The 16,261-nt window shown below is 60.4% G+C and carries 15 protein-coding genes; 9 read left to right on the forward strand and 6 right to left on the reverse strand.

Features of this window, described 5'->3' with window-relative positions; all coding sequences use genetic code 11:
- The first annotated feature begins 71 nt into the window (after nt 1-71).
- Nucleotides 72-1,154, forward strand: a complete 1,083-nt coding sequence (locus C7T36_RS15260) for a porin PorA family protein (RefSeq protein WP_045066439.1) — start codon at nt 72-74, stop codon at nt 1,152-1,154.
- Between the two features lie 6 nt (nt 1,155-1,160).
- Here C7T36_RS15260 and C7T36_RS30145 read toward each other — a convergent pair whose 3' ends face one another.
- Nucleotides 1,161-1,334, reverse strand: coding sequence for a hypothetical protein (locus C7T36_RS30145; RefSeq protein WP_165826333.1), 174 nt, complete (start codon nt 1,332-1,334; stop codon nt 1,161-1,163).
- Between the two features lie 156 nt (nt 1,335-1,490).
- Here C7T36_RS30145 and C7T36_RS15265 point away from each other — a divergent pair, with 156 nt between their 5' ends.
- From C7T36_RS15265 to C7T36_RS15275, 3 genes are all read left to right on the forward strand, one after another.
- A complete protein-coding gene (locus tag C7T36_RS15265; RefSeq protein ID WP_045066440.1) occupies nt 1,491-2,174 on the forward strand; it encodes a YceI family protein in 684 nt (227 codons plus the stop codon).
- 110 nt (nt 2,175-2,284) lie between these two features.
- Nucleotides 2,285-2,635: a YidH family protein gene (locus C7T36_RS15270; protein WP_045066442.1), complete on the forward strand. Its 351-nt coding sequence runs from the start codon at nt 2,285-2,287 to the stop codon at nt 2,633-2,635.
- Between the two features lies 1 nt (nt 2,636).
- Complete coding sequence (locus C7T36_RS15275; RefSeq protein ID WP_052683456.1) at nt 2,637-2,999, forward strand: DUF202 domain-containing protein; 363 nt, start codon at nt 2,637-2,639, stop codon at nt 2,997-2,999.
- Here the strand turns inward: C7T36_RS15275 and C7T36_RS15280 are convergent.
- Entirely contained in the window at nt 2,971-3,906 is a 936-nt protein-coding gene (locus tag C7T36_RS15280; RefSeq protein ID WP_045066445.1) for a sterol desaturase family protein, read from the reverse strand. The genes C7T36_RS15275 and C7T36_RS15280 overlap by 29 nt on opposite strands.
- 112 nt (nt 3,907-4,018) lie before the next feature.
- On the opposite strand from C7T36_RS15280, the gene C7T36_RS15285 reads away from it, so the two are divergent.
- Nucleotides 4,019-4,474, forward strand: coding sequence for an Rrf2 family transcriptional regulator (locus tag C7T36_RS15285; RefSeq protein ID WP_045066446.1), 456 nt, complete (start codon nt 4,019-4,021; stop codon nt 4,472-4,474).
- Between the two features lie 74 nt (nt 4,475-4,548).
- On the opposite strand, the gene C7T36_RS15290 is transcribed toward C7T36_RS15285, so the two are convergent.
- Nucleotides 4,549-5,664 carry a GGDEF domain-containing protein gene (locus tag C7T36_RS15290; RefSeq protein ID WP_033235088.1) on the reverse strand — a complete coding sequence of 372 codons (1,116 nt, stop codon included), beginning with the start codon at nt 5,662-5,664 and terminating at the stop codon, nt 4,549-4,551.
- Nucleotides 5,665-5,909: 245 nt separating this feature from the next.
- Here C7T36_RS15290 and C7T36_RS15295 point away from each other — a divergent pair, with 245 nt between their 5' ends.
- The 4 genes from C7T36_RS15295 (at nt 5,910) to C7T36_RS15310 (ending at nt 12,757) form a co-directional block, all read left to right on the forward strand.
- Nucleotides 5,910-6,524 (forward strand): TetR/AcrR family transcriptional regulator, encoded by a 615-nt coding sequence (locus C7T36_RS15295; protein WP_033235087.1) that lies wholly within the window; start codon nt 5,910-5,912, stop codon nt 6,522-6,524.
- Nucleotides 6,525-6,611: 87 nt separating this feature from the next.
- A complete protein-coding gene (locus C7T36_RS15300) occupies nt 6,612-8,960 on the forward strand; it encodes an MMPL family transporter (protein WP_045066448.1) in 2,349 nt (782 codons plus the stop codon).
- Nucleotides 8,961-9,095: 135 nt separating this feature from the next.
- The gene (locus C7T36_RS15305) at nt 9,096-10,829 is read left to right on the forward strand and encodes an ABC transporter ATP-binding protein (protein WP_033235085.1); all 1,734 of its coding nucleotides are present in this window, start codon (nt 9,096-9,098) and stop codon (nt 10,827-10,829) included.
- Nucleotides 10,826-12,757 (forward strand): ABC transporter ATP-binding protein, encoded by a 1,932-nt coding sequence (locus tag C7T36_RS15310; protein WP_084702606.1) that lies wholly within the window; start codon nt 10,826-10,828, stop codon nt 12,755-12,757. Before C7T36_RS15305 ends, C7T36_RS15310 begins: the two co-directional genes overlap by 4 nt.
- 135 nt (nt 12,758-12,892) lie before the next feature.
- Here C7T36_RS15310 and C7T36_RS15315 read toward each other — a convergent pair whose 3' ends face one another.
- The 3 genes from C7T36_RS15315 to C7T36_RS15325 form a co-directional block, all read right to left on the reverse strand.
- Nucleotides 12,893-14,080, reverse strand: a complete 1,188-nt coding sequence (locus tag C7T36_RS15315; protein WP_045066449.1) for a DUF1972 domain-containing protein — start codon at nt 14,078-14,080, stop codon at nt 12,893-12,895.
- A 224-nt stretch (nt 14,081-14,304) separates the two neighbouring features.
- Complete coding sequence (locus C7T36_RS15320; protein ID WP_045066451.1) at nt 14,305-15,069, reverse strand: CDP-alcohol phosphatidyltransferase family protein; 765 nt, start codon at nt 15,067-15,069, stop codon at nt 14,305-14,307.
- Nucleotides 15,069-16,232 (reverse strand): glycosyltransferase family 4 protein, encoded by a 1,164-nt coding sequence (locus tag C7T36_RS15325; RefSeq protein WP_045066453.1) that lies wholly within the window; start codon nt 16,230-16,232, stop codon nt 15,069-15,071. The genes C7T36_RS15320 and C7T36_RS15325 overlap by 1 nt, the downstream gene beginning before the upstream one ends.
- Nucleotides 16,233-16,261: the final 29 nt, after the last annotated feature.

Consider the following 16,261-nt stretch of genomic DNA (forward strand, 5'->3'; position numbering starts at 1 on the left):
CCGTCGTCGAGTGACCGGACAACCGACCGCTCACGGCTGAGCAATTCGCTCGCTTTCCGAGGAGAAACCATATGGCCCTGCGCCGTTCGTCTATCGCGCTCTTTATCGTCGGCTTGATGCTGATCACTGCTGCGGCGGTGATCAGGTACGTTGTTGTGCCGAATATGTCCAAGCTGCCCGCAGATACCAAAGAGGGCGCACTGTTCGAGGGCACACTCCGCCAGATCGACCCCACGACCTTCGGGCTTGACGCGGGCACGCCGATCACCATTGACCGCTCGTTGAAAGTTGATCGGGTAGTAGGAGATACCGCGCTCGTCACGTGCACAGTGGTCACCCATCTTCCGAGCGGTGACGTCACCGATGTCCGCTCTTTTGCGGTTAATCGCGAGGATTTCACCCAAGCCGCCCCGCCGGACGGAGTGTCGGTCGAGGACCAACGCGGCGGAATCACGCTGTCCTTCCCGATGAACCCCACCACCGACGACGCGCTCGTCTACGACCAGGTGACACGCACTGCTCAACCTGTCACCTACACCGGAACAACGACGCTTGCGGGGCGCGAGGTGTACGAATTCACCGGCACGGCAACCGCTCCCATCGTGGACCCCGCGGTTCTGGGTCCGGTCATGGCTGGAATCGCAGCTCTCGTCCCGGGCGGGGATGGCTCCACACTGCCGCGTGAGATAGTGCGGACCTTGATTCCCGCATTGTCGCCTGACCGGGCGGCTGCAGTGGAACAAGCACTAGCGGCTGCGCCCGACCCGGTGCCCCTCACGTACACCTCGGTGAACATGCTCGACGCCGCTGTCGACACTCATTTCGGTACGCCCATCCGCATCGCCCAGAACCAAACCGCAGTGCTCAATATCGCGTCGGGAGACGCGTTGGTACCACTTCTCGATCTCTCCCAGGTCCGGGCCCAGACCTCCGACGCGTCGATCCAGAAGGTTGCCGACAAGGTTGCACGGGGAGAACGGCAGCTGAAGGTAGCGGAATTCTGGGTTCCGCTCGTGTCTGCGCTGGTGGGGGTGCTCCTTCTCGTCGTCGCGATCGTTCGGCGCAAGCCCGGTCGCGGTGGTGGCAACCACCTCGAGGTCTCCGGTTCGGGCACCGGCAATCCGGACGCGGAGTTTGTCCGCGCCCGCGGCTGACCGTCCTCAGGAGCGTCGCGCATTCCACTCTGCCGCGGCGTCGTCGATATCCTGCTTCAATTTCTCGAAGAACGACGGCGCCGGGGTAGGTATCAAATAGGCTGCGGCAGTGAGTGATTGACTGAGGGCGATTCGACGCTCGTCCAACTCGTCGTCGCTCAGGAGGGCCAGGTCCGACATTGTGAACACCTCCTTCGAAGCGTGGTGCTACTTTACCAAATCATTACCAAGTGCCGTAGATGACCTCTCGTGCCCAGTCGTCACGGAGCACATTCACAGAGTTCCCACAGTTGGCAACCCCTGACATCCGTTGAAGCTGCAACTATCGTCGAACGCATGAAAAAGATGTGGTGGATCGGCGGAGCAGTAGTCGTGGTCGTGCTCGCCCTACTCGTGGGGCCGTGGGCGTACGGGAAGTTCATCGCAGAAGATGACGCTCCCGCAGCCGTGGTGTCTACGGAAGGTGCCGAGGCGGCGTCCGGGTCGATCGACGGTGCGTGGACCGTCGTCGCGGGACAAGGGGACAACCAGACGGCAGCCGGGTACACCGTGCACGAGATTCTCAACGGATCGAGTGTGACTGTCGTAGGCACCACAGGAGAGGTGAGTGGCAATGCGACGGTCGACGGTGAAAAGCTCACGGCCGGCGAAGTGACCGTGCAGGTGGCGAGTATCAAGACCGACTCCGACCGGCGTGACAGCCAGTTCACGGGCAACGTGATGGACACCAGCACGTATCCGACGGCGACGTTCACGATGGACTCGCCGGTGGATCTGTCGTCGGTGCCGACGGATGGGACAACTGCGACGGTGACGGTGCCTGGCACGTTGACGCTCAAGGGCCAGTCCAAGCCGGTGTCCGTGGACATGACGGTTCTGCACTCCGGTGACACGCTGATCGCGTCCGGCTCCATTCCGGTGACGTGGACCGACTTCGGTGTGCAGCCTCCGTCCCTCGGGTTCGTAACTGTCGACGGCAGTGGCAGCGTGGACTTCCTGGTATCGCTCGACCAGTCCTGATCAAGCCCGGATGGCGGTGCGTTTCCGCCGCCAGGGAAGATTAAGGACATGAACTTGAATTCGCGGCGCGTCCTCAGGTACGAGTGTTGTCTCGGCGGACGGTCCCACTAATGCGATTGTGGAAGCCGTTCCGCTCAGGCGAAGACCCGGATCCGCGGTTCACTCTCGCAAACGAGCGGACATATTTGGCCTGGGTGCGCACCGCGACTGCGTTCATCGCGTCGGGCGTCGGCCTGGAGGCTTTCGGCGGCGACATCCTGAACGAGAGCGTTCGCTCCGGTCTGGCGGCGCTCCTCCTTGTTGGCGGAGCGCTGATCGCCATCACATCTTTTGTCCACTGGATCAGTGCGGAGCGGGCATTGCGAGCTGAACGCTCACTACCGGTGCCTCTCATGGCGCCGGTAGTGGGAATCGTTCTGGTCATCTGTGCGACTGTCCTCGTGGTCGAGGTTGTGAACTAGCTTGACTACCGTAGAGCCGTCCGACGCAATCAGTCCTTCGGGCAGGAGCGCGATCAGCCCTCCTGACAAGGGATTACAGTCCGAACGCACGTCGCTCTCATTCGTGCGTACGAGTCTGTCCATCCTCGGTTTGGCCGTGGCGTGCCTGCGCTGGTTGCCGCCGTTCGGTTCGGTGGCGATGATCGGTCCGGCAATCGCGGCTGTCCTGATTGTTGCCGTCACGATCTACGAGCGTCGGTCGAGGTCTGCGCGGCTCGAGCTCTTTGCCAGGGAAAAGGCAACGCCCGCTTTGGGTATGGGTGCTGTACTGGCGGTGAGCCTGCTGGTTCTCGCGGCTAGTGGGTTGTGGATTCTGGTGACGTGAGTTCGGCTTTCGGTGCCCATCCGGGAGGCCCGAACACATAGCCGCCGCGATTGCGCCATGACGTCGACGCTTTCCAGTCGCGGGCAATGGCAGCGTATTCGCGTGTCTGCAGTTTCCAGATGTTGTACGTTCCGACTGGCGTCGTGAGTCCGTATGTCGGCCGGTGTGTTTCAGCGGCAAAGCTGCCGAAGATCCGATCCCAGACGATGAGGATTCCGCCGTAGTTGCGGTCCAGATAGTCGGCGTCCGACCCGTGGTGGACGCGGTGGTGTGATGGCGTATTGAAGATGAATTCGATGGGACGCCAGAGCTTTCCGACCCGCTCGGTGTGCACGAAGAACTGGTAGACCAGGCTGACGGAGAAGCCGACGAAGATCATCCACGGCGGAATTCCGAGGAACGGCAACGGTAGCCACATGATTATTTCGCCGCTGTTGTTCCACTTCTGACGCAGGGCGGTGCTGAAGTTGAAGTATTCGCTCGAGTGGTGCGCTTGATGTGTTGCCCAGATAACTCGAACGCGGTGTGCGATGCGGTGATACGCGTAGTAGAGGACATCGATTCCGAGAAGCAGGATCACCCAGGTGTACCAGGCGCTCGGTGAGAGATGCCACGGTGCGAGATATACCCAGATGGCGGAATATCCGATCAGGGCAAGAACTTTCCAGAAGGCGCTGGTCGCGATGGAGACCACTCCGAGTAGGACGCTCGTGCGGGCGTCGACGCCACGGTAACCGCCCGTCGCGGGGTGTGCTCGGCCGTCAGCGCGGTCGGGATGATCCTCGAGTTTGCGTGCTGCTGCCCATTCGATCACCAGGAAGAGGGCAAACGCGGGGATGGCCAGCGCTACCGGGTCATGGAGTGGTTCCAGGAGAGACTTCCAAGATTCGAGGAGGGTGTCCCACACGCTAGTTGTCCTGTCCGTTCACGGGTTTATCGTTACATTATGCATTAATGTGTAACGACATGGAAGATGCATTCCCTTGCGCCTTTCCATAGGGGAATGGTAGGAATTGCCGGTGCACATCACCGCAAAGGTGGACTACGCCGTGCGAACGTTGGCGGAACTCGCAGCAGCTGGTCCAGGCCCGGCCAAAGCCGAGTTTCTCGCAACGTCGCAGGTGATCCCCCATAAGTTTCTCGAGGCAGTTCTGTCGGATCTACGACGCGGCGGCCTTGTGACGAGTAAGCGCGGACCCGAGGGTGGTTACTGGCTTGCCCGTCCCGCGCCGGAAATCACGATTGCCGACGTCATCCGTGCAGTGGAAGGTCCGTTGGCGTCGATCCGTGGGGAGCGCCCCGAGGATGTCGATTACACGGGTCCGGCGACGCAGCTCAAGGATGTGTGGATAGCGGTCCGCGTCAATCTTCGCGCGGTGCTCGAGAACGTCACGATGGCGGATGTGGCCGACGGCCACCTACCTGACTTTGTGAATCAGTTGACGGCGGATCCGGGGGCCTGGAAGCGGCGCTGACGTTGGGGGCTGTGCCGGCGCTGACGGTGGGGGCTGTAGCGGCGCTGACGGTGGGGGCTGTAGCGGCGCTGACGTCAGTTCCCGGATCGGTCGAAGCGCGTCATGTCGAGTGGCGCGGTATTCGCGGAGTTCCCGCCGGATGATTTCGCTTCGTACATCAGATGATCGGCATGGACTATCGCGCGGGAGAACGCGGTGTAGTCGAATTGCTCCACGTCTGGGGTGAACGGCATCGTGGAGGCGCCGATACTGACTGTCGCCAGGGGGGCGTCCGTGGCTTCGACAACTGCGCGGGGCAGAGTCGCTATGCGTTTGCGTAGTCCGTATGGCGTTCCGATCATGACGAGCGTGAATTCTTCGCCGCCGGTGCGCGCTGCGTATCCGAATCCGTTGACGTGTTGTTGAAGTCGGTTGCCGGTTCTGATGATGACGGTGTCGCCGACTTCGTGCCCGTAGGCGTCGTTGACGGCTTTGAATTTGTCGATGTCGACGACGGCGACCGCAACGTCGACGCGGTTGGCGTGTGAGGTCGACCAGACCCGTTCGGCCATGTCCCAGAGTCCGCGCCTGTTGAGGAGGCCGGTCAGTGCGTCGACTTTCGATCCGTTGGCGCGTGCGAGTAGTTGCCGCCAGGCGAGTTGGATGGTGGCCGGGATGAAGATGACGGCGCACAGGATTACGTCGGTGCGCGCGATGACGCCGGCAGTGGGCAGCGTCCCGCGGGTGATGGCGAGGATCGCCAGGGAAATGATGAACGTACAGGAGAAGGCAAGGTGGAAGGCGAGCCATCGAAAGTTGAGAAAGTACGTGAAGTAGGCGCCGGAGGCTACGAAGAGCACCGCGCCGAAGAGTGCTGCATCGTGGCTGGTAAACGTGATGATGACGGAGGCTGTTCCCAGATCTGCCCAGATCCCGAACAGTTTCAGAGCGCGCGACCCGCGAACTTTTCCGAGGAACCAAAGGGCAGTGGGGATGAGGTTTACGGTCGCGAATGCGATGAGCCAGGTGCGCGCGAACTGTCGGTCGGGGCCTTCGCCGCTGATCAGGAACAGATAGGCAACCAGGGAAAAGTTGAGCGAGCAGAACCCGATGGTGAAGTTGACGAGCCGCAGCATTGAGCCGGGGCCGTTCTTCGATCCCCACAGCATGACCGAAGGCGGCACCGGCCAGCTTTGTAGGAGTGGGTCCATGAAATTCCTCAGTTGTTCAAGATCGGGTGGTTGATCCGCAGCGGTTAATCCATGCGGTTGGTTAATCAATGGCAACCGTTTTGACCATTGTCTGGTGTAGGCGTGGCTTTTGTCGAGGCGGTGCCGATCCGCGAGCCTGGCGAGTGTGACCTACCCGACAATTGCCGCGAAGCTGTGCCGGAATCCACAATTTTGCATGACTCTGCAAACTTGCAGATGTCTGCAAGTTCCGTAACGTGGAGAGAGTGATAACCGAGCCAGGTCTCCGAGACCGCAAGAAGGCGGCAACCCGCGCTGCACTCAGCAGTGCGGCAGAACGGCTCGCTCGGGCTCTCGGAATCGAGTGCGTCACCGCCGACGCGATTGCGTCCGAGGCTGGAGTGTCGACGAGGACATTCCACAACTACTTCTCCAGCAAGGAGGAGGCGGTACTCGCCAGCTTCGAGGAATCGGTAACTCTCTGGATCGAGGCGCTTGCATCTCGGCCCGCGGACGAACCGATTCTCGACGTCCTCGAGGATCTTGTGGTCGAAATCGTGACTGGCTCCGGTCCGACAGCGAGTAAGACAACAAGTATCTGGATGCTGTCGGACGCGAGTCCCGCTCTCTATCGGGATGCTGCGGACATGCATCAGCGGATCAACCGTGCAGTCATTCAGGCATTGGCCGAACGTACCGGCACGGATGTCGAGCGTGACCTGTACCCGACACTTCTCCTCGGAGCGGTGGCCGGAGCCGCTAAATCGGTGATCGACATCTGGTCCGGCGGAAAGTCGGATGCTTCCGGACCGGAAGAACTGGTCCATGACGCTTTTCGGCAAATTCGTGCAGGGTTGCCTGCGCCGCCACCGCGTCTCTGAGACACCACGTCTCTGAGACACCGCGTCTTCAGCACGCACACCTAATACCTGTCCACGTACACGCACCGAAACAGCAAGGAGCCCGTCGTGGCCACCTATCTCTATCGGATCGGCAAGTTCGCCTACCGGCGAAAAGGCGCGGTCCTCAGCGTTTGGTTGATAATCCTGGTTCTGATGGGCGTCGGGGCTGCGACCCTGTCCGGTCCCACCAAGGACTCCTTCAACATTCCGGGTACTCCCGCGCAGCAGGCCCAAGACCTGATGGCGGAGCGTTTCCCGGACGCTCCCAACGCTATGGATTCGTTGAGTGCCCGATATGTTCTCCAAGCGCCTGCAGGTACGACGTTGGCTGATCCGGCAAACGTCAAGGCCATGGACGACATGCTCGCGCAGATCCGCGCGATCGACACGGTCGAGGACGCTGCCAAGGTCGATCCGGCGACGGCGACGCCGGAACAGGCCGCGAAAGCGTTGGTCAACCCGGTTGCCGCCAATGATTCGATGACGGCGATGTTCCAGGAGCAGGCCGCTGCTGCCGGAACTTCCGAGGCAAAAGCAAGCTCAGACGCTGCGGCATTGTCGCCGCTCAGCGCGGACGGCACGGTCGGATACATCGAGGTTCCCTTTGTCGGCGCTGTCACCGATGCCGATGAGGCGATGCGTGAGTCGATCAATGCTGCTGCCGATGTGGCACGGGCCGAAGGACTCAACGTCCAGGTCAGTGGTACTGCGGCACAGGAAGCCGAGATGCCCGGTGGGCTCACCGAGTTGATCGGTATTGCCGTCGCTGCCGTCGTTCTGGCAATCACGTTCGGTTCGCTTGTGGCCGCCGGACTTCCGCTGATCACCGCGATCATCGGTATCGCAATCGGCAGCCTCGGTATTACCGTCGCGACGGGCTTCATGGACCTCGGATCGATGACGCCGACGTTGGCGATCATGATCGGTCTGGCAGTGGCGATCGACTACTCGCTCTTCATCATGTCCAGGTTCCGGCATGAGCTGACCTTGACCGACGACCGATCGGAAGCCGCCGGACGCGCAGTCGGAACTGCCGGTTCCGCAGTCGTATTCGCTGGTCTGACGGTCATCATCGCCCTCGTGGCATTGCGTGTCGTCGGCATCCCGTTCCTCTCGGATATGGGTGCGGCAGCGGCATTTACAGTGCTCATCGCAGTGCTCATCGCCTTGACGTTGTTGCCCGCGATCCTGGGTATCTTCGGCCGGAAGGCTTTTGCCGGCAAGATTCCGTTCCTCGGCAAGAAGGCTCAGGAGTCCGAGGATTCGGGTAAGCCAACGCTGGCTCTGCGCTACATCAGCGCCATCGTGCGACGCCCGCTCGTTCCTTTGATCGGCGGCGTTGTACTTCTGGGCGCTTTGGCTTTGCCGGCAACGGGATTGAGCCTGTCATTGCCGTCGGAGGCAACGGGTGATCCGGCAACAAGTTCGCGTCAGGCGTACGACTTGATCGACGAGGGCTTCGGTGGCGGTAAGAACGGTCCGCTGCTCGGTGTTATCGACGCACAGGGTGCAGACGTTCCGGCCGGCGAGGCATTCGAGAAGGTCGTCTCGACGATCTCGGGGCTGAACGGCGTCCAGAATGCACAGATCGTCAAAGTCAACCAGGCCGGCGATACCGCGCAGATGTTGATCACTCCGACAACCGGTCCAACCGATCCGGCAACCATGGAGTTGGTGAGCAGTCTCCGCAGTGCCGAAGCAGGACTGGCTGATTCGATCGGTGTGAGCTACGGAATCACAGGTCAGACTGCACTCGAGGGTGATATCTCGGATACCTTGCAGGACGCGTTGGTTCCCTACCTTGCGGTAGTGGTCGGCCTGGCATTCATCCTGTTGCTCTTGGTGTTCCGCTCGATCCTGGTTCCGCTGACCGCGACGTTGGGCTTCCTGCTCAGCGTGCTCGCGACATTCGGCGCCACGGTTGCGATCTTCCAGCACGGCTGGTTGGGAATTATCTCGAACCCGCAACCTTTGGTGAGTTTCATGCCGATCTTCCTGATCGGTGTCGTGTTCGGACTCGCGATGGACTACCAGGTGTTCCTCGTGACGCGCATGCGTGAGGAGTACGTCCACGGAGCTAACGCCAAGCAGGCTGTCACCATCGGCTTCAATCACGGTGCCCGGGTTGTCAGCGCTGCCGCGATCATCATGATCTCCGTGTTCGGTGCCTTCATCGCGGAGCCGAACTCGTTCATCAAGTCGATCGGGTTTGCGCTCGCTGCCGCAGTCTTCTTCGACGCCTTCATCGTTCGTATGGTGATCATTCCGTCGGTCATGGCGTTGCTCGGCGACAAGGCGTGGTGGCTGCCCAAGTGGCTCGACAAGATTCTGCCCAACGTCGACATCGAGGGTGAGAAGCTGAGCCAGCAACTCCGCGCCGACAAGGAAGCGGAATTGGCTGCAACATCTGCCTAACTGCACAGCAGGGTCCTACACACGTGCCGCAATCGACTCCAAGTCGGTTGCGGCACGTGTGTTTTTGTCGGAGTTCCCGGTGGCCGAAAAAACCTTGCGGCACTTGTCGGCAGAGATTGGTAACCTTCGCTCACTATGCTGATCAGGCTGCTGCGCACTTACCTAGAGCCCTATCGTGGCGAACTCACGGGCGTTGTCGTCCTGCAGTTTATTTCGACTATGGCTGCCCTTTACCTTCCCAGTCTCAATGCCGACATCATCGACAACGGTGTGACAAAGGGGGATACGGGCTACATCCTGTCAACGGGTGGGGTGATGCTCCTTGTGACGTTGACGCAGATCCTGTGCTCCGTGGGTGCGGTGTACTTCGGTGCTCGTGTTGCCATGGGCATCGGACGCGATCTGCGGGCGTCGGTGTTGCATCAGGTCGGTACTTTCTCGGCCCGCGAGGTCGGCTATTTCGGTGCGCCGTCCCTGATCACCAGAAATACCAACGACGTCCAGCAAGTGCAGATGATGGTCGTGATGAGTTGCACCATCCTCGTGATGGCTCCGATCATGTGCGTCGGCGGCATCATCATGGCGCTGCGTCAGGATCTGAATCTGTCCTGGATTCTGGGTATCAGCGTGCCGTTGCTGGCGATTTCGATGGGTTTTTTGATCGCGCGGATGGTTCCCGGCTTCCGGCTCATGCAGGGTCGTCTCGACGCGGTCAACCGTGTTCTACGCGAACAGATCACCGGAATCCGGGTTGTCCGCGCGTTTGTTCGCGAGCCTTCCGAGGTGAAGCGCTTTGGTGTAGCCAATGACGAACTGACCGAAACGGCGCTCGGTGTCGGAAAACTGATGGCGGTGATGTTCCCGCTGGTGATGCTGATCAGCAACGTCACCAGTGTCGCGGTCATCTGGTTCGGTGGGCATCAGATCGACAGTGGAGCCATGGAGATCGGCTCGCTCACCGCGATGCTCAGCTACATCATGCAGATCCTGATGGCCGTCATGATGGCTACTTTCATGGCCGTCATGCTGCCGCGTGCATCGGTCTGCGCAGAACGTATCTCCGAGGTGCTCGATACGGCGTCGTCGGTCATTCCGCCCGAGAACCCGATTCGAGAACTGAAGAACCCGGGCGTCGTCGAACTTCGCGGCGCTCAGTTCCAGTTCCCCGGCGCCGAGGAACCGGTGTTGCGCGACATCACTTTCCGGGCCGAACCAGGCAAAACCACCGCGATCATCGGCGGCACCGGATCCGGTAAGACAACGCTGCTCAACCTGATTCCGCGACTCATCGACGCCACATCCGGGTCGGTATCCGTCGGTGGTGTCGACGTCCGCGACATCGACACCGACCTGCTGTGTTCCGTTATCGGACTTGTTCCGCAGAAGCCGTACCTGTTCTCGGGAACCGTCGCAACCAACCTTCGCTACGGCAACCCCGACGCGACCGACGAGTGGCTGTGGGAATGCCTCGAGGTCGCTCAGGCCGCAGACTTCGTCCGCGCGATGCCGGAAGGCCTGGACACCCCGGTGTCGCAAGGCGGTACGACGGTTTCCGGTGGTCAGCGTCAGCGTCTGGCCATTGCGCGGGCACTGGTGCGCAAGCCACAGATCTATTTGTTCGACGATTCGTTCTCGGCCCTGGACCTCACGACAGACGCGAGACTGAGAGCGGCGCTGCAGCCCGTTACCCGGGACGCCTGCATCATCGTTGTCGCGCAACGTATTTCCACCATCGTCGAAGCCGATCAGATCATCGTGCTCGATGACGGTGCCATCGTCGGTGTCGGTACCCACGACGAACTGCAAGTCAGTTGTCCCACTTACGGCGAAATTGTCGCCTCTCAGCTAGCCGTACAGGACGCATCATGAGCAATCGGCCGAGTTCCTCACCTCCGATCGGACCTCCCGGCGGTGGTGACCCCACCAAGAAGGCCATGAATTTCGGCCCTTCGCTGAAGCGTCTTCTTTCTCGGCTCAGCCCCGACAAGCCCGCTGTCATCCTGATTTTTGTTCTGGTCACGGTCAGTGTGGTGCTGTCTTCGATCGCCCCGAAGATCCTGGGTAATGCAACCAACCTCATCTTCGACGGCATTGTCGGTAAACAGCTTCCCGCCGGAATTACCAAGGACCAAGCAGTGGCGGGTCTGCGCGAGCAGGGCCAGAATCAGTTCGCGGACATGGTGTCCGGCATGAACGTGGTCCCCGGTACCGGGATCGATTTTGCCGAGGTCGGCCGAGTGCTGATGATCGTGCTGCTGCTGTTCGTCTGCGCGTCGCTGTTCAGTTGGTTGCAGGCGTACCTGCTCAATATTGTCGTGCAACGCACGGTTCGACGCCTACGCGAGGACGTCGAGCAGAAGATTCATCGACTTCCGCTACGGTACTTCGACACTCATGCGCGAGGCGATGTTCTCTCGCGCGTCACCAATGACATCGACAATGTTGCGCAGAGCCTGCAGCAGACGCTAAGTCAGCTGGTGACGTCGGTGATGACGGTGATCGCGATCCTCGTGATGATGCTGGTCATCTCGCCGATTCTGGCTTTGATCGCCATCGCGACGGTTCCGCTGTCGATCATCGTCACGGCTGTCATCGCCAAGCGCTCGCAGAAACACTTTGTCGCACAGTGGAAGAGCACCGGCGGCATCAACGCGCAGGTTGAAGAAGCATTCACCGGACACGAGTTGGTCAAGGTGTTCGGCCGGCAGAACGAGGTCGAGGAGCGTTTCCGCACGCAGAACGAGAAGCTCTACCAATCGAGCTTCAAAGCGCAGTTCATTTCCGGTCTGGTTATGCCTGCTGTCATGTTCCTCGGCAATCTGAATTACGTCGCCATCGCAGTTGTCGGCGGTATGCGGGTGGCCTCCGGCACGATGACGCTCGGTGATGTGCAGGCGTTCATCCAGTACTCACGCCAGTTCACGCAACCGCTCACGCAGATCGCGTCGATGACCAATCTGCTGCAGTCCGGTGTTGCCTCCGCTGAGCGGGTGTTTGCGCTCCTCGACCAGGAAGAGCAGTCCGTCGATCCCGCCGACGCGCAGTCCCCGGCCGTGTCCAAGGGACGGGTGGCATTCGAGGACGTCACGTTCAGTTACAAGCCGGAGCAGCCCCTCATCGAGGATCTGTCGTTGGTGGCCGAGCCCGGTCAGATGGTTGCCATCGTCGGCCCCACCGGTGCCGGCAAGACCACCCTGGTCAACCTGATTCTGCGGTTCTACGAGCTCAATTCGGGTCGCATCACTCTCGACGGTATCGATATCGCGAAGATGACGCGTGACGATCTGCGGTCGCGCATCGGCATGGTTCTGCAGGATGCCTGGCTGTTCGGCGGCACGATCCGGGAGAACATCGCGTACGGCAAGCCGGGCGCCACCGAAGAGGAGATTCAGCGCGCTGCCAAGATGAGCTACGTCGACAAGTTCGTGCACTCCCTGCCCGAGGGATACGACACCGTCATCGACGAAGAGGGCAACAACATCAGTGCCGGTGAGAAGCAGCTGATCACCATTGCTCGAGCGTTCATCGCGCAGCCGTCCATTCTGATTCTCGACGAGGCCACCAGTTCTGTCGACACGCGCACTGAGCTGCTGGTTCAGAGTGCCACCGCGGTTCTGCGCAGCGACCGTACAAGCTTTGTCATCGCTCACCGGCTTTCGACGATTCGTGATGCGAACTTGATTGTGGTGATGGAGGCCGGCCGCATCGTGGAACAGGGAAGCCACGAGGAGCTGCTGCTCTCGCGGGGTGCGTACTACCGGCTCTACAACAGTCAGTTCGTGGGCGCGGAGATCTAAGGACTACATTGAGCAGACACAGTCCAGCGATGCTGCATGGCGACTCGGTGTGCGCCGAAAAGAACGGAATACATTGGCTGCCTAGGCCCAGGACCGCCGGCGCAATAGATTCGCCGGCGGTCCTGGGGGCAAAGTTCAGACGGAGTGCGTCTCACTGAGTTGTGGGTTCCGGCCGACCACGTACTGGGACTGGACAGTGTCCTGAGGCCGTTTGCGCAGTTTGTGACTTCGGGTTCCGGCGCGCATCTCTTCGCAGAGCTGCTCGTATCCCTTGGTTACTTCGTCCCATCTGTAGTTGGCGGCCGCATGTGCGCGTGCCCGGAGGCCACGTTCTACGGCAGCAACAGGGTTGGATTCCGTCTCCTCGAGTGCGGTGCCGAGTTGCGCTCGTTCTGTGAAATAGGCTCCGTTTGCTCCCAGAACTTCACGGTTGAAGTTCACGTCCCAGGCGATGACATTTGCGCCCGCTCCCATTGCGCGCAGTAGCGAGGGGTTAGTGCCGCCGACTGTGTGCCCGTGTAGATAGCTTGCCGCTCCCGCGTACAGGGTGTCGAGGAGATCCTGATCCCAGACGCCGCCAAGTTGGCGGATCCGGGAATCGGACGCGGCGAGCTCGTTGATTCGTTTCTCGTGTTCGCTTTCGTAGGGAACGGAGCCGACGACGATCAAGGGCAGCTGGGCGTTACTTTGCAGGTAGCCCTCGATGATCTTGTCCACCTGGTTCTCTGGTTCGAGCCGGGCAACGATCAGGTGGTAGCCATGTTCCGTGAGATCGAGCTCCGCCAGACGACTCAGATCGTCGGTGTCGCGGATTGGCGCACCGTAGGGCAGGAACATGCTCGAGGTGTTGTAGCGCTCGCGGTAGTAGTCCGCGATACCTTCGGCATCTGAAATCAATTCGTCTGCAAGCCAAACGGATACACGTTCGTTAACCAGATAGTATCGGCGCCCGACGGGGCCCCACTTTCCGCGCTTCCACTCCAACCCGTCGACGTGCACGGCCACCGGGATACGCGCTGCGCGGATTACCGGCAGGAGTGGCGCGTTTGCTGCGTTGAATACTATTGCCGCATCGCAGCGGTGGCGTAGGAGATGTCCGACTGATAAAGCGGTGTGGCTCAACGTTTCCAAGATTGGATGCTTCAAAGCGGGTAGTGGCACCCTGTGCATGCCACGATAAGTCGGCGACCGGTCTTCGCCGCGGCAGTAGACCACTATTTCGTGGCCGCCTTCGACCAGTCGTGATCCGATTTCTTCCACCGCAGTTTCGAATCCGCCGTAACGTGCGGGCACTCCCCGTGTTCCGATCATTGCGATTCGCATGAACGTCCCCCCCTGTTGTTTTGTTCTCGAGTTATCGGATGCGGCGTCCGGTACACGTACGACACGGCGTAAGGAGGTCCACCGGTCCGAGATCTTCGAGACTTAGAAAAGGCTACCAAGAAAATAACGCTTATCCAAGGAATGGAAAATATATAGCAAATATATATATGCAGTTAACACGTACTTATCATGAATAATGAGACAAATAGCAAATATGTGGCGAACTATGTCGAATTTCGGAAGTTTCGAATCTCCCGGTACCACTTCGGCAGCGCAGCGCACAAAAACAGCGTTGTGCCGAGGAGGAGCAAGGCGTATGCGGCGGCGAAGAGCGACGGCCAGGCGAAGAGCGCAAAGATCCCGCACAACACGCCGTAGTCGGTGGGAATTACCAGAATCGATCGCAGTGTGGCGCCGGCACTGGAATCTGCCGGGGCGGGCGCGCGGTCCGGATGCGCGCGTCGCAACTGGTCGGTCAGGATCTGAACGAAGAAGAAGACGGATGCCGTCAGTGTGAAAGCGATTGGAATCAATAACAATTCAATATCGGTGACGTCGTAGTGGCGATACCAACCGATTAGCACCGCGAGATGCAAAGCGGTGGTCTTGATGCTGTCGACCACATGATCGAGCCACTCGCCGGCAGGCGTACCTCCGCCGCGTAGGCGTGCGAGTTGGCCGTCGGCCGAATCGAATGCGTAGCCGACCAGCAATCCAATGGCGATGAGTACGCCAACCCACCAATGTGGATGTGCCAGTGCGATAGCCGCTATAGAGGCCGCGCTGAATCCGGCGCTGATAAACGTAACTTGATTAGGTGTCAGGCCGAGTTGGTACGCGGCCGCAGCGATGACGCGTCCGATTTTCCTATTGATAAACCGCGAATACGCCGGCGAACCCTTGGCTGGTGGTTTCTGCGCTCCGGCCAATCGTTTCACGGTATCGGTAAACGATTCCTTGGGTAGCGGACTGTTCTGATGAACGGTCATTATCGACTGCTCTCGGTTGTCGAAGTAAAGGCGTCGGCGATGTCGGTGCGGTACCGCTCCGGTGAGAATCTGGACAAGGCTTCGATGCGAGCGCCGATCGCCTGCTCGCGGGCAACGTCCCAGCCGTCAATCGCTGCTTGGATCGAGTCCGCCAACGCAACTGCGTCTCCGGGCTCGACAAGGCGTCCGTTTCGGCCGTCGTCGATGATCTCGATGAGGCCCTGAACGGCGGAAGCCACCACAGGTCTAGCGGCAAGTTGGGCCTCGACGGCAACGTTGCCGAACGGTTCGGCTCTCGACGGCACCAAGGCAATGTCTGCGGACTCCAATGTTTCCCACACTTGCGCAATCACTCCGAGACGTCGGATGCGGTCACTGACTCCCGCCGACGCGGCGATGCGGCGGAGATCGTCTTCGAACCACTCGTAGTCGGCAAAGACACCGCCGGCGAGATCGAGTGTCACATCCAACCCGCGCCGGACGAGGATCCCGAGCGCTTCGACGGCTATGTCTGTGCCTTTGCGTGGCGCAATGCGTCCGACCAATAGGAGGCGGATCGGTCCGGTGAGGCTGTCTCTTGGGGGCGTCGGCGCGGTGCGCGGTCCGGCAACGCCGTTGTAGATCACCCGCATCCGGCGTTCGAGAATCGGGATGTCGCGTAGGAGCAGTTCGCGGCAGGCATTGCTGTTTGCTATGACCCGCTGCGATAACAGCAGTTGTGCACCCAGTCCCATCCGAATCGTCTTGGACGCAGTGTCTTCCGCTTCATGCACATGGCAGATCACCGGGTATCCGAGTAGTTTCGCGACCACTGCAACCCAGGGGATGGTCACGGTGCTGATGTATACGACATCAGGGGAGCAGCGTCGTAGCGTCCGCACGATGGACGGCGTGGTGCGGGCTGTTTCCACGGCAAGTGAGAGCAGGCCGCTGACCGACATTTTTGATTTGCGCAGTACCGGAAGCGGCATTGCCACGGTATCGGCGCCGGATTCTTCCAGTAGAGGTACCAGCGGGCCACTGGACGCCAGTGCCACCGTCACGTCCCAACCCCTGGTCGTGAGGGCAGTTACCGATTCCAGCACTATCCGGTCCGAGCCATACAGTTCGGCACCCGGATGGGCCACTAGCGCGCGGTGAGCGGATGCCCCGACGTTGATCATTATTCCCCCCGGAATGTTCAACCCGGCGT

Origin of the sequence: Rhodococcus sp. AD45-ID, from assembly GCF_003023755.1 — a bacterium.
Lineage (GTDB): Bacteria > Actinomycetota > Actinomycetes > Mycobacteriales > Mycobacteriaceae > Rhodococcus_F > Rhodococcus_F globerula.